12 protein-coding genes are annotated in these 13,977 nt (G+C 44.1%); all 12 read right to left on the bottom strand.

All coding sequences use genetic code 11. From position 1 onward, the window contains the following. Positions 1–145: 145 nt before the first annotated feature. The 12 genes from rpsO to LOR49_RS05980 all read right to left on the bottom strand — a co-directional run bounded on the left by rpsO (position 146) and on the right by LOR49_RS05980 (position 13,959). Positions 146–415 carry a 30S ribosomal protein S15 gene (gene rpsO / locus LOR49_RS06035; RefSeq protein WP_240375359.1) on the bottom strand — a complete coding sequence of 90 codons (270 nt, stop codon included), beginning with the start codon at positions 413–415 and terminating at the stop codon, positions 146–148. A 143-nt stretch (positions 416–558) separates the two neighbouring features. Continuing rightward, positions 559–1,515 (bottom strand): riboflavin biosynthesis protein RibF, encoded by a 957-nt coding sequence (gene ribF, locus LOR49_RS06030; protein ID WP_240375357.1) that lies wholly within the window; start codon positions 1,513–1,515, stop codon positions 559–561. A gap of 30 nt (positions 1,516–1,545) precedes the next feature. Continuing rightward, a complete protein-coding gene (gene truB, locus LOR49_RS06025) occupies positions 1,546–2,454 on the bottom strand; it encodes a tRNA pseudouridine(55) synthase TruB (protein ID WP_240375356.1) in 909 nt (302 codons plus the stop codon). A 159-nt stretch (positions 2,455–2,613) separates the two neighbouring features. Next, complete coding sequence (rbfA, locus tag LOR49_RS06020) at positions 2,614–2,961, bottom strand: 30S ribosome-binding factor RbfA (protein WP_240375355.1); 348 nt, start codon at positions 2,959–2,961, stop codon at positions 2,614–2,616. Between the two features lie 20 nt (positions 2,962–2,981). After that, on the bottom strand, positions 2,982–3,260 hold the full coding sequence (locus LOR49_RS06015; protein WP_240375353.1) for a DUF503 domain-containing protein: 279 nt from the start codon (positions 3,258–3,260) through the stop codon (positions 2,982–2,984). Then, positions 3,257–5,401, bottom strand: a complete 2,145-nt coding sequence (infB, locus tag LOR49_RS06010; RefSeq protein ID WP_240375352.1) for a translation initiation factor IF-2 — start codon at positions 5,399–5,401, stop codon at positions 3,257–3,259. Before infB ends, LOR49_RS06015 begins: the two co-directional genes overlap by 4 nt. Positions 5,402–5,419: 18 nt before the next feature. Beyond that, positions 5,420–5,722 (bottom strand): ribosomal L7Ae/L30e/S12e/Gadd45 family protein, encoded by a 303-nt coding sequence (locus tag LOR49_RS06005; RefSeq protein WP_240375351.1) that lies wholly within the window; start codon positions 5,720–5,722, stop codon positions 5,420–5,422. After that, positions 5,715–6,038: an RNase P modulator RnpM gene (rnpM, locus tag LOR49_RS06000; protein WP_420830404.1), complete on the bottom strand. Its 324-nt coding sequence runs from the start codon at positions 6,036–6,038 to the stop codon at positions 5,715–5,717. Before rnpM ends, LOR49_RS06005 begins: the two co-directional genes overlap by 8 nt. Then, entirely contained in the window at positions 6,010–7,191 is a 1,182-nt protein-coding gene (nusA, locus tag LOR49_RS05995) for a transcription termination factor NusA (protein ID WP_240375349.1), read from the bottom strand. The genes rnpM and nusA overlap by 29 nt, the downstream gene beginning before the upstream one ends. Before the next feature lie 53 nt (positions 7,192–7,244). After that, on the bottom strand, positions 7,245–7,715 hold the full coding sequence (gene rimP, locus LOR49_RS05990; protein ID WP_240375348.1) for a ribosome maturation factor RimP: 471 nt from the start codon (positions 7,713–7,715) through the stop codon (positions 7,245–7,247). Positions 7,716–7,954: 239 nt separating this feature from the next. After that, on the bottom strand, positions 7,955–12,247 hold the full coding sequence (locus tag LOR49_RS05985) for a PolC-type DNA polymerase III (protein WP_240375347.1): 4,293 nt from the start codon (positions 12,245–12,247) through the stop codon (positions 7,955–7,957). An 8-nt stretch (positions 12,248–12,255) separates the two neighbouring features. Further along, positions 12,256–13,959: a proline--tRNA ligase gene (locus LOR49_RS05980; RefSeq protein WP_240375345.1), complete on the bottom strand. Its 1,704-nt coding sequence runs from the start codon at positions 13,957–13,959 to the stop codon at positions 12,256–12,258. Positions 13,960–13,977 lie beyond the last annotated feature (18 nt).

Raw genomic sequence — 13,977 nt, 5'->3', positions numbered from 1 at the left:
CTCCTGTTATTCTTCATTTGTTTTATTTTAGTGTTTCCATTTGTCTTTTTACTATTAGAAATGTCATGTTTCATTCTCATACAACAAAAAGCGGGATCCCTCCCGCTTTTCCTTGTATGTGCCGACACTCCATCGGCATTTTTATTTATCGGCGCAACCCGAGCTTTTGAATAAGATCACGGTAACGGGTAACGTCTTTATTACGCAAATAAGTCAGCAAGTTACGACGCTTACCAACCATTTTTAAGAGCCCGCGACGAGAATGGTGATCTTTTTTATGATCACGCAAATGTTCATTCAGTGTGTTAATCTGTTCAGTGAGGATCGCGATTTGCACCTCAGGAGAACCTGTATCCTTGTCGTGAGTCTTGTACTCATCAACGATTTGTTTTTTTCTTTCCAATGTTAATGCCATCAAAGGCACCTCCTCTTATTTTTAACGCCGATTCCCTAGCCAGCCGCCGGAGGAACGTGCTGGCCAAGCAATGGGCTTTTGCTTGGTACAGTGACTAGAATACCTTTTTTTTACCAAAATTGCAAGCAATTATACGTTCAGACTCATATTTGTCCGCTTTTTAACAAGCGATATGCTGTTTCTTTATCTTTATTTATTTGCTTTATTAATTCTTCAGCAGAAGAGAATTTTTTTTCGCCGCGAATAAAGTGATGCCACTGAACAGTGGCAGGCTCTCCGTATATATCGTCCTCAAAATCAAACAGATGGACTTCTACCGCAGGTTCTTCGGTCTTGTCTTCATGGAAAGTAGGCTTATAGCCAATGTTGGCGACACCATCATGCCACTTCCCTTTCACTTTCATTTGCACAGCGTAGACACCAGAAGCTGGCAGTAAATACAGGGGGTCTGCATAAATATTTGCCGTTGGGAACCCGATCGTTCGTCCACGTTTTTCCCCTTCGCCGACCGTTCCTGCAATCGTGTAGCAGCGCCCGAGCAACTCGTTTGCATCTTGAACCCGCCCGGATTCCAGGTCACTTCGTATTTGGGTTGCACTGATTTTTTTACCGTTTTCACACACTTTCTCTACAGTTGTACTGCCAGCTCGATCTCCCAAATGATATGGAAGTGTTTCCATCGTCCCTGATCCCCGATTCCCATATGTAAAATCGAATCCCGCTACTACATGAACTGCCTGGAGAGCAAGCACATAGTCGTCAATAAATTCCTGTGGTTCAAGCGTAGCGAATGCCTGATTAAATTGGACAATAAACAAGTAATCCATCCGTTCCTGCTCTAATAGCTGTTCTTTTAAGGGAAGTGGTGTAATATAACGTACACTCTCTTCTCGAATATGGGGAGACAATACTGTTTTAGGATGCGGGTGAAAGGTCATTGCCGCGACCGCTGTTCCTTTTTTGGCAGCCAGCTCACGCGCAGTCCTAATCACTTTCTGATGGCCACGGTGTACACCATCAAAGTAGCCAAGTGCAAGAACTATGTTTGGGATCGATAACGCTTCAAGATCGCTTTGTTGACGAAGATAGATCGTTTCCACCGTTCAGTTCACCTGCCGTTTTCTAATAGATTATATCGTTCGAAGCATTGTTTTTGGCTTAATCAAACCTTCTTTCGTCGGGTGCTGCTGATACACCGCTAACAGCTCATCAGCTGAGACGAATAAAAACATCTTCTCTTTCATCTGCTTATCTGCAGGAAGCACACGTCCATTCAGTATTTTGGCTTTTGTTTGTTCATCGACTTCAACACGTGGAAGATGCGCTAGGCCTTTTGCCATTGGATAGATAACACTGCTGCCGCTCCCTTCTTGAAGCCGATTTTCAATTTCTTCCAATTTGATCGCTTCTTCGCAAGTAAATGGTCCAGAACGAGTTCGTGTCAGTTCAGACATGTGAGCTGGAAATCCTAATGATCTTCCAATATCCGTACAAAGAGTTCGTACATACGTCCCTTTGCTGCACGTCACGATAAAGCGAAAGGAAACGGTGTCCTCATGCTGGACAAGAGTGTTTCCCTTAAAAACCAACTCATAGATCTCAATGTCCTTGACCGGGCGCTCCACTTCCAAACCGGCACGTGCATATTCATATAGCTTTTTCCCTTGTACTTTTACCGCTGAGTACAGCGGTGGAATCTGCTGCTGTCTACCTTGGAAGGACTGGAGTGTTTTTTTTATGTTATTTTCATCAGGACAGGGCATGACTTGTTTCTTATCTATTATATCACCGCTTGCATCCTCAGTAGTCGTTGCATAGCCAAGTGTGATTTCTGCTTCATATTGTTTTGGGAGGTCCGTAATATATTCGGCAATTTTAGTAGCTCGTCCAATACAAATAGGGAGAACACCTTCCACATCTGGATCAAGTGTTCCTGTATGACCGACCTTTTTTGTTTTAAACAACTTTCTGATCTTAACCACACAGTCATGAGACGTCATGCCTTTTTGTTTATAGAGTGGGATAATTCCTGATTCCATATGTAATCACCTGCAATAGACATAACAGGATAAAAAAAGCTGTCTCTAAAGAGGGTTGCAGCGAAATTTAGTCTCCGGCCTTCCGGGCGGCATACTGCATTTCATGTCTGCACCCTGTCCCTAGAGACAGTACCTGGTTCTGAGCTGTTATTCATCCGGTTAGTCTTCATTATTAATTTCTTTTAAAAGCGTTTCAATGCGATTGCCATATTCGATAGACTGATCAAAGTGGAAAAAGATTTCCGGGGTTTTCCTCAACTGCACCCGGTTACCGATCTCCTTCCGGATAAATCCACGTGCTTTTTCCAGTGCTGCAAATGTTTCCTTTCTGTCTTCTTCTTCTCCTAAGATCGTCACAAAAACATTGGCCTGCTGTAAATCACCAGTAACCTCCACATCGGTTACCGTGACAAACTGGATACGAGGGTCTTTCATTTCGCGGGTAAAGATATCAGCCAGTTCCTTTTTAATCTGCTCTCCCACACGTTCCGCCCGAAGATTAGCCATCGTCACGGCCTCCTTTTCCATTAAAACCACTCATATTCTGTGATGGTTCTTTCCACTTCTGGAGTGCTGTCTATCAAATCAAGTGCTTTCTGAAGCTCTTTTTCCACTACCCGACGGTCTTGATTGACGGATACTACCGTAATAGCCGTACGCTGCCACAGGTTTTGATAACCGGTTTCCGCAACCGCTGTGTTTAGTCTTTGCCTCAATCTCGTTATTATGCTTTTAACGACTGCTCGTTTTTCTTTCAAAGACTGTGCCTGATAAATGAGACATTCACAATAAACGGATCCGATCATGTACGTTTAATTTCCTCCATAACATAAGCTTCAATGATGTCGCCTTCTTTAATATCATTAAAGTTCTCCAGCGTGACGCCGCATTCATAGCCGTTGTTTACTTCTTTTACATCGTCCTTAAACCGTTTTAGCGCGTTCAGCTTCCCTTCATATATCACGACGCCGTCACGGATGAGACGGACAGTAGAATCTCTTGTAATTTTGCCCTCTAAGACATAACTACCAGCAATAGTGCCGATGCGTGATACCTTAAACAGCTGGCGAACTTCAAGCTGACCGATTACTTTTTCTTCATATTCCGGATCAAGCATTCCTTTCATTGCTGCTTCTATTTCTTCAATCGCGTCATAGATGACACGGTGTAAGCGGATATCTACTTTTTCAGCTTCAGCAGTACGTTTAGCATTCACGTCAGGACGCACGTTAAACCCAATGATCAACGCATTCGAAGCAGAAGCAAGGATTACGTCAGATTCTGTGATAGCACCGGCACCCGCATGAATAATATTAATTTTGACTCCTTCTACGTCAATCTTCTCTAAAGAGCCACGCACCGCTTCTACTGATCCTTGTACGTCTGCCTTAACAATCACATTAATTTCTTTAACGTCACCTTCTTGAATTTGACTGAACAGGTCGTCAATACTCACTTTTGCGGTATGGCTTCTTTCTTCTTCACGGGCTCTTGTAGCACGTGCTTCTCCAAACTGTCGTGCTTTCTTTTCATCTTCAAAGATTAAAAATTGGTCTCCTGCTTGCGGCACACCATTTAGACCAGTGATCTCCACCGGTGTAGACGGCCCGGCTGTTTGAACCCGGCGTCCAATATCATTTACCATTGCCCGGATTTTACCGAACATGTTCCCAACCACAATCGGATCGCCGACGTTCATTGTTCCTTCTTGTACTAAAAGAGTTGCCACAGGACCGCGTCCTTTATCAAGCTCCGCTTCTACAACGGTTCCACGCGCCCGTTTGTTAGCATTTGCTTTCAACTCCTCTACTTCGGAAACAAGGAGAATCATTTCTAACAACTCGTCAATTCCGTCCCCATTTAAAGCTGACACATTTACGAAAATTGTCTCCCCGCCCCAAGCTTCAGGAACAAGCTCAAATTCCGTCAACTCTTGCATAACGCGATCCGGATTTGCAGCCTCTTTATCCATTTTGTTAACAGCTACGATAATCGGAACTCCTGCTGCTTTCGCATGGTTAATTGCTTCTTTTGTCTGCGGCATTACCCCGTCGTCAGCTGCTACTACTAAAACGGTAATATCGGTTACTTGTGCCCCTCTTGCACGCATCGTTGTAAATGCAGCGTGTCCGGGAGTATCAAGAAATGTAATTTTTTTACCGTTCTCTGTTACTTGATACGCACCGATATGCTGGGTGATACCTCCTGCTTCTCCTTCACTCACTTTCGTATGGCGAATAGAGTCAAGCAAAGTTGTTTTCCCGTGATCAACGTGACCCATAATTGTTACGACCGGCGGGCGCTCGGCAAGCTCAGATGGATCGTCTTCTTCCACTTGATTGTCAATATCCAGCTCATCGACAACGACCTCTTCCTCAACTTCTACACCGTAATCTTCAGCAAGTAATTCAATGGTATCCTTTTCTAAATCCTCGTTTTTCGTAGCCATTACGCCAAGAAACATCAGTTTTTTAATAATTTCAGACGAATCTTTGTTAAGTTTCTCAGCAAGTTCCCCCACCGTTAATGTACCGGAATAGGTGATTTTTTCAGGAGGTGCTGATACTTTTGGTGCCGCTTGCTGACGATTCCGATTATCGCGGTTATTTCCTTTTTGCTGTTTACCGCGTTTGTTAGTCTTTTTATTTTGGTTATTCTGGTTGCCTTGTTTTTTCGTGTTTTCCGTTTTAGTTTTGTTCATTGGTTTTTTATTACTATCCTCTCGTTTTTGATTTGTGTCCTGCTGTCTATTGTTTTTTTTCGGTGCAGATGCAGTGCTTGCTGCTTTATTTGCCTGATTGCTGCCTTCAAGCTTGGCAATCGTTTGTTCATCAATGACGGACATATGATTCGCTACATTCACATTCATATTCTTCAATTTATCTACGATTTCTTTACTTGTTTTGTTAACCGATTTCGCATATTCATAAACTCGCATTTTTTTCATAAGCACAACCTCCACCTTCTAATAATCCAGCATTGAGATCATCTTATCGGCAAACCCTTTTTCTGTAATCCCGATAATCACACGACTGCCTTTTCCTATCGCTTCGCCGAGGCTGTCCCTCGAACCAGCAACCCGTAGCGGAATTCGATAGGAGCTGGATTTATCTTTGAATTTTTTTTTCGTATTTGGTGAAGCATCTGCGGCGATTAAAACGAGATAGAGGGACTGATTCCTAATCTCTCTCAGTACTAATTCTTCCCCAGTTTTCACCTTCCCTGCTTTCGCTGCTAAACCAAGAAACGAGTAAAAAGCTTTATCCATGAGTACGGTCCTTTCTTTCAGCAAGCAGACGATCGTAATCTTCGGGAGATACTTGAACATTTAGATGCCGGGAGAGAACATCTTTTTGTTTCGCCTCCAGAAAGCAATGATCGTCGTCTGTCAAATAAGCACCGCGCCCGTTTTTTTTACCAGTATGGTCTACAGACACGGTGCCATCCGGAGCTCTTACTATCCGTACAAGTGCTTTTTTTTCTTTCACTTCCCCGGTAACTACACACTTTCGTAAAGGCTTCTTCCGCTTCACTTCTTCCGCCCCTTTGTCCCTGTTATTGTTCGTCCTCGTAATCCACTTCATTGGCTGTCACTATTTCATCGTCTATCGAGTTATCCTCGAGCCAATCATCATCTAGCAGTTCTTGTTCATTTTCTTGCGTTTCTGGCTCAGCCGGCTCATCCTTGTTCAGGAGACCTAGCTCTTCTGCTTCGGATTCACTTTTAATGTCAATCTTCCACCCTGTTAATTTGGCAGCGAGCCGTGCGTTTTGGCCCCGCTTCCCGATTGCGAGCGAAAGCTGGTAATCAGGCACAATAACAAGTGTACTTTTATCTTCTTCGTTCACTTGTACATCGATTACTTTGGAAGGACTGAGCGCGTTTGAGACATACACGAATGTATCCTCTGACCATTCTACAATATCAATTTTTTCCCCTTTTAGCTCATCAACAATCGTCTGGACGCGCTGTCCTTTTGGCCCGACACAAGCACCGACTGGATCCACTTCAGGATCTTGAGCGTAAACCGATATTTTAGAACGGTCACCCGCCTCTCTCGCTACAGATAAAATCTCTACAGTTCCATCATAAATCTCCGGAACTTCCAATTCAAATAATCGTTTTAGAAGCCCGGGATGACTTCGTGAAATAAGGATTTGCGGACCTTTGGTTGTTTTTTCTACTTTTGTAATATAAGCTTTCATCCGGTCATTATGTTTGTAGGTCTCATTTGGCATTTGTTCACCTTGTGGCAGCAGTGCTTCCACTTTACCCAGATCAACATAGATGAACCGATGATCCTGTCGTTGTACAATACCGGTTATAATATCTTCTTCACGATCAATAAACTCAGAGTAGATAATGTCCCGCTCTGCTTCACGGACACGTTGTGTAACTACTTGTTTCGCAGTCTGAGCAGCAATACGCCCGAAATTTTTAGGGGTGACTTCAAGCTCGATAATATCGTCAAGCTCATAGTTAGGGTCGATCCCCTTCGCTTCCTCAAGTGACGTTTCCAAGCGTGGATCAAACACTTCTTCGACGACTTGCTTCCGGGCAAAGACTCGTATGCTTCCATTCTCCCTATTAATATCAACACGAACATTCTGTGCTTGGTTAAAATTACGTTTGTAGGCAGAGATTAACGCCGCTTCTATCGCTTCAATGATGATCTCTTTCTCTATTCCTTTATCGTGTTCTAACGTAGTCAAAGCATCCATAAAATCACTATTCATGGAGTTTAATCCCCCTTTTCCAGCACCACACTCAAATCCCACTGATCAGTCTTTTAAAATTGAACAGCCAGCCTGGCTTTAGCAACCTTGTCGTATGGTACCGTATATGTTATCTGTTTTTGTTTTACTTTTGCCGAAATTGTTAAATGTTTTCCGTCAAATTCAGTAAGCGTGCCTTCAAATGCTTTAATACCGTCAATCGCTTCATACGTCGTCACGTATACCTGTTTTCCAACAGAACGTACAAGATCCTTTTCAGTCTTTAAAGGACGTTCTGCACCTGGTGAGGACACTTCTAAGTAATAGGCACCTTTTATCGGATCTTCTTTGTCAAGCTCGTCACTAAGCTTTTCACTGACTGTTCCACAATCCTCAATATCTACACCTTCAGGACCGTCAATAAAAATACGCAAAAACCAATTTTTTCCTTCCTTTTTATACTCCACATCAACTAATTCCAAGTTCATCTCTCGTACGATCGGCTCTGCCAGCTGAGCAGCTGTTTCCTTGATATTATTACTCATCTTTTTTCTCCTTTAAATCTAATTGTCGTGCCCATAGTATGCTGCAAATGCCACCTTTCCAATCATCCTCATCAGGAGGAAAAATCCATCTAAACAAAAAAATATCTATAAGTGCAAACGAAAGAGTGGGTAAAAACCCACTCTTTGGCACGTGCTTATTAAGGTATCCACTAAGAAAGACTACCATATTTGCCAGAAGAATGCAATTAGAAGGATAGGGAGCTCCCAGTACTACGCACTTAGAATAAAGAGAGCTGGTTCGACTCCGGCAGTCCTTCCAAGCAGCCGTGCAGGTCAAGGTGTTCCATTACGGTTTTCGTTGCCCGGCTTCGCTGCTGCAAATCCTCTTTTGAAAGAAATTCACCATGTTTGCGTGCTTTGACGATGTTGACTGCTGCGTTCGTACCAACTCCATCCAGAGAACTGAACGGAGGGATCAGCGTATCTCCGTCTACAACAAATTCCGCGGCTTCGGAACGGTAAAGGTCTACTTTTTGAAATGTATATCCACGTTCGCACATTTCTAAGGCAAGTTCGAGCACGGTGACAAGACTTTTTTCCTTAGGTGAAGCCTCGAGTCCCTTTGTTTGGATATACTCTATCTTCGAGCGAATCGCTGTACTGCCTTTTACCATAGTCGGGATGTCAAAATCAGCCGCACGGACCGTAAAATAAGCCGCATAAAAAAGAATTGGGTAATGAACTTTAAAGTAGGCGATTCGAAGTGCCATCAGTACATATGCAGATGCGTGCGCTTTCGGGAACATGTATTTGATTTTCAGGCACGATTCAATATACCAATCTGGGACCTCATGCTTTTTCATTTCGTCAATCCATTCTTCTTCCAGGCCTTTGCCTTTTCGGACAAACTCCATAATTTTAAAAGCAAGCGAGTGCTCTACACCTTTATAAATGAGGTACACCATAATATCGTCCCGGCAGCCGATAACATCTTTCAATTCACAAGTACCGCTTTGAATTAACTCTTGAGCATTGCCTAGCCATACATCCGCCCCGTGAGAGAGACCAGAAATTTGGACCAGTTCGGAAAAGGTACTCGGATTGGTTTCTTCCAGCATTTGTCTTACAAAACGAGTGCCAAATTCCGGGATTCCGTACGTACCAGTCTTGCACAAAATTTGCTCAGGCGACACGCCAAGTATTTCCGGCCCGCTGAATATCTTCATGACATCCTCATCGTCGACCGGTATCTTACTCGGATCAAGACCGCTCAAATCTTGAAGCATACGGATCACGGTCGGATCATCATGCCCAAGGATATCAAGTTTTAAAAGATTATCATCAATAGAATGGAAGTCAAAATGTGTTGTTCTCCACTCAGATTCTTTATCATCAGCTGGATACTGAATCGGACAAAAATCATGAATATCGTACTCGTCGGGGACTACGATAATTCCACCTGGGTGCTGGCCGGTTGTCCGCTTTACACCTGTACAGCCGGAAACAAGCCGGTCGATTTCCGCACTGCGGAAGTGTGTGTCGAGATCACTCTCATATCCTTTCACAAAACCGTAAGCTGTTTTATCAGCGACTGTACCGATCGTTCCGGCACGGTAAACATTGTCGGCACCGAACAGTTCTCTTGTATACTGATGAGCTCGTGCCTGATAATCCCCTGAAAAGTTCAGATCAATATCGGGCACCTTATCTCCTTTAAAACCTAGAAATGTTTCAAACGGGATATCTTGGCCGTCTTTTACATAGGCCGTTCCACATTTTTCACAATCTTTATCCGGCAGGTCGTATCCTGATCCGACAGTACCATCATCAAAGAAATAAGAATGACGGCAAGACGGACAAACATAGTGGGGAGGAAGTGGGTTCACTTCCGTAATCTCCGTCATCGTTGCCACAAAAGACGAGCCGACTGACCCCCTGGAACCGACGAGATAACCATCATCGAGCGATTTCTTTACTAGTTTGTGAGAAATGAGATAAATGACTGCAAAGCCGTGTCCAATAATACTTTTTAATTCTTTTTCTAGCCTTTTCTCTACTAGTTCAGGAAGCGGATCACCGTATATTTCTCTCGCTTTCTCATAACTCATTTCTCTGATCTCCTGATCAGCCCCCTCGATAAACGGGGTATACAAATCTTCTGGTACTGGCCGGATCTCATCAACCCGGCTGGCAAGTGCTTTCGTATTATCAATTACAATAGCACGCGCCGTCTCGTCATCAAGGAAAGAAAAACTGGCAAGCATCTCTTGTGTCGTTTTAAAATGCACCTGCGGAAGGGTTTGCTTGTTTAATGGATTAGCTCCCCCTTGTGACGCGATTAAAATTTTGCGATAAATGTGGTCTTGAGGCTCCAAATAATGAGCATTACCGCCAGCTATAACCGGTTTCCCCAATTCTCTGCCGATCGTTATTATTTTTTCAATGATTTCATGTACAGCCTCTTCATTCCTCACCAGTTCTTTCTCGATCAAGTGCGCATAGTTTTCAGGCGGCTGTACCTCCAAATAATCATAAAACTCCGCAGCCTGCCGGGCCTCTTCCAACGGCTTCTGCATGACCGCTTCAAAAACCTCCCCTTTATCACAGGCTGAACCGACTAAAATACCACTACGATATTTTTGTAAAGCAGAACGGGGGATGCGCGGTGTCCGGTAAAAATAATGAAGGTGTGACATGGAGACCAGCTGGTAAAGGTTTTTCAATCCTTCTTGTGTCTCAGCAATTAATGTACAGTGGGAGGGACGAAGGCGATGGAAGCCCCCTTGACCCATATTGTCATTTAGCTGTGCGTGATGCGTGATGTTTTGCTCAACGGCATCTTTCACCATTTTCCAGAGCAAATAGCCAGTAGCCTCCGCATCATAAATGGCACGGTGATGGCTGACAAGCTCTATATCAAATGTTTTACAAAGCGTATTCAGCCGGTGGTTTTTTAATTGGGGGTATAAAAAACGCCCCAATTCTAGCGTATCAATGACGGGATTGTCTGCTTTACCAATTCCTGCCTTTTTGTACCCTTCGTTTAAAAAACCCATATCAAAGCTCGCATTATGAGCAACGAGAACAGCATCACTGCTAAACGTATGAAATTCCTTTAAGACATCATCCACTTCCGGTGCATCCCTCACCATTTCATCGGTGATGCCCGTTAAATTTGTAATCGTTTCAGAGAGATTTTCGTGTGGATTGGCAAACGATTCAAACCGCTCAATAATCTCTCCGTCTTTTATTTTCACTGCTGCAAGTTCAATGATCGTATCATAGACGACCGATAGTCCTGTAGTCTCTACGTCAAACACGACAAAGGTGTCTTCAAGCAGGAGTCGGTCCGCTTCATTGTAGGCAATTGGAACACCGTCATCAACAAGATTTGCTTCTAAGCCATACAAAACCTTTATGCCGTGTTTCTTAGAAGCTTTGTAAGCTTCCGGGAAGGATTGGACGACACCGTGATCCGTAATAGCTATTGCCTCATGTCCCCATTCAGCTGCTCGCTCTATATACTCCGCTGCTCCAACTGTCGCGTCCATTTGACTCATTACCGTATGGCAGTGCAATTCCACTCGCTTCTCTTCACTTTCATCGCGGCGCTTTTCCGGGGTGATTTCAAGCACATCATTACCGATCATCACCAGGTCACGAACGAAGGTGTCATTTTGTACCCCGCCTCTTACTTTCAGCCACATTCCTTTTTTCACAGCTTGAAGAAGCGGTACATCTTCTTTATCCCGAGAAAACATTTTTACCATAATGGAATCGGTATAATCCGTGATTTTAAAAGTCAACAGGGTGCGCCCGCTTCGCAATTCACGCGTTTCTGCATCAAAGACATAGCCTTGTACTGTGATGCGTCTCTCCTCTTCTTGAATCTGTTCCAAGGCGATCGGCTCTTCTTTTATCGGATACCCAATACGTAACGGTGCGCCGTCAGCTTGCCCGGATTCCTTTTCTTGCTTTTTCCGCTTCATCATCGCTTCAATGACTTTTGAATGATCTTCCTGTTTCTTCTTCTCTTCAAAGCGCTCTTTTTCTTCTGTGGATGTGTTTACTTTTGTTTTTATTTGGCAAGAAGCAAACCCCAGTTCCGTTAATACCTTTTGAAGAGGCTCTGAGAGTCTTCTTTCAAGGGCAACCCCTTCTGCTTCATTTTTGCACGTAATGAATATCGTATTGCCATCTACACCCGGCACCTCATCGTTTAAACGTTGCTGCACATAAGGAGTAAGGCCTTCGAGTCGATTCATTATCGAAGGCCAGTAAGACGGCAACTCCTGAAGAGGCAGAGCTTCACTGTCATAGGTGACAGAAAATCGAACGGATGCAATGTGCTGAAAGGCTGCAGATAGCCGTTCCTCTAAGTACACAAAAACCGGATAAGAAAGCGGCTCAGGCAACGCAAATTGAAAATGCCACTTTCGTTTATCTTTCCAGATCGACAACTTTTCAACACGGCCGTTTTGTAACAATTTCGCTGTTTCATCTGTTATCCCAATTTGCTCAAGGAGTAAGCTGAAACGTTCTTCTCTTATACGGCGATCTTCAGTAGTCATGACCCGCCTCACTTCCTGAGTGTTTCTAAATAAGAAAAGAGCTCATTGACATGGACTTCCTCCATTTTTCCGTCACGTCTTCTTTTCACTTCAACGATTCCATCACCGGCTTTTTTTCCGCACGTGATACGGACGGGAAGCCCGATGAGATCGGAGTCATTGAATTTCACTCCCGCTCTTTCTTTACGGTCGTCATATAAAACAGCATATCCGTTGTCTTGCAAGCGAGTATACAGTTGCTCGCCAAGCTCATGCTGATCATCCTGCTTCGGATTAAGAACTAACAAATGAACATCGAATGGAGCAACACTCCCTGGCCACGTTATGCCGTTTTCATCATGATGTTGTTCGATGACAGCAGCAAGTAAACGGCTGACACCAATCCCATAACAGCCCATCACCATCGGTTGGGACCTGCCATTTTCATCCAGATAAACTGCGCCCAGGGCTTCACTGTATTTCGTTCCTAATTTAAAGACATGTCCGACTTCAATTCCTTCGGCAAACCGAATCTTACCTTGACCATCAGGTGACGGATCTCCTTCTTGAACGATTCGGTAATCACCATATTCCGTTATAGGAAAATCCCGTCCAGGATGGACGTTTTGATAATGCTTGTCCTTCTCATTAGCCCCACAAATACCTGATGAAATGGTTTTCACAGCCGCATCTACGAGAATTTTCACTTGCGAAGGCGCTCCAACCGGGCCAACAAAACCGGCTTCTGTTCCCATAATATCTTGCACTTCATCTGGTTCGGCAAGCCTTACTTCGCGGGCATCAAGTGCATTCCCAACTTTGATGTCATTCACTTCATGATCTCCGCGGCACACGACGAGGACCGGTTCTTCATCTGCTATAAACAGCACAGATTTCAGCAAGCTGGCCTTTTCCAAGTTGAGGCCTGCCGTCAAGTCATCAATCGTTTTCATCTGGGGCGTATCAATCACTTCTAGGGAAGCTGCAGGCGGTACTGCTTTTTCATACGTATCCAGAACTGCAGCAATTTCAACATTTGCGGCGTACTGAGACGTATCAGAAAAAGCTATCGTATCTTCCCCAATTTGGGACAAAACCATAAATTCATGAGTGCCACCTTTTCCGCCAATTGCACCAGCATCTGCTTCCACTGCGCGGAAATCAAGCCCACACCGTGTGAATATGTTTTGGTATGCCTCGTACATACGTTCATAATTAGTATCAAGGCCGGAACGATCCGTATCAAACGAATAGGCATCTTTCATAATGAATTCACGAGAACGGAGCACGCCAAAACGCGGGCGGCGCTCATCTCTATATTTCGTCTGAATCTGGTATAACGTGATTGGAAGCTTTTTATACGTTGTAATGTGATCACGAACGAGGCTTGTAATGACTTCCTCATGAGTAGGACCTAAAACAAAGTCACGGTCGTGACGGTCTTTAAGACGCATTAGCTCAGGACCGTAATCCTTTAGACGACCGGACTCTTCCCATAGCTCTGCGGGTTGGATGGCCGGCATTAACAGTTCCTGAGCGCCCGCCTTCTCCATCTCCTCTTGTATAATACGCTCTATGTTCCTTAACACTTTCAGACCAAGAGGGAGAAATGTGTAAATGCCTGACGCCGTCTGCCGGATCAAGCCTGCTCTTAGCATCAGCTGGTGGCTGGGAACATCTGCACCTTGCGGGATGTCCCTCATCGTTGGATTGAAAAATAGTTGTTGTCTCATAAGCGAAATAAATCCCTC

This window comes from Bacillus piscicola, assembly GCF_022458745.1.
Classification (GTDB): Bacteria; Bacillota; Bacilli; order Bacillales; family Marinococcaceae; genus Alteribacillus_A; species Alteribacillus_A piscicola.
Note: the sequence above shows the minus strand (reverse complement) of the source record. Positions and strands in the feature narration are given on the sequence as shown.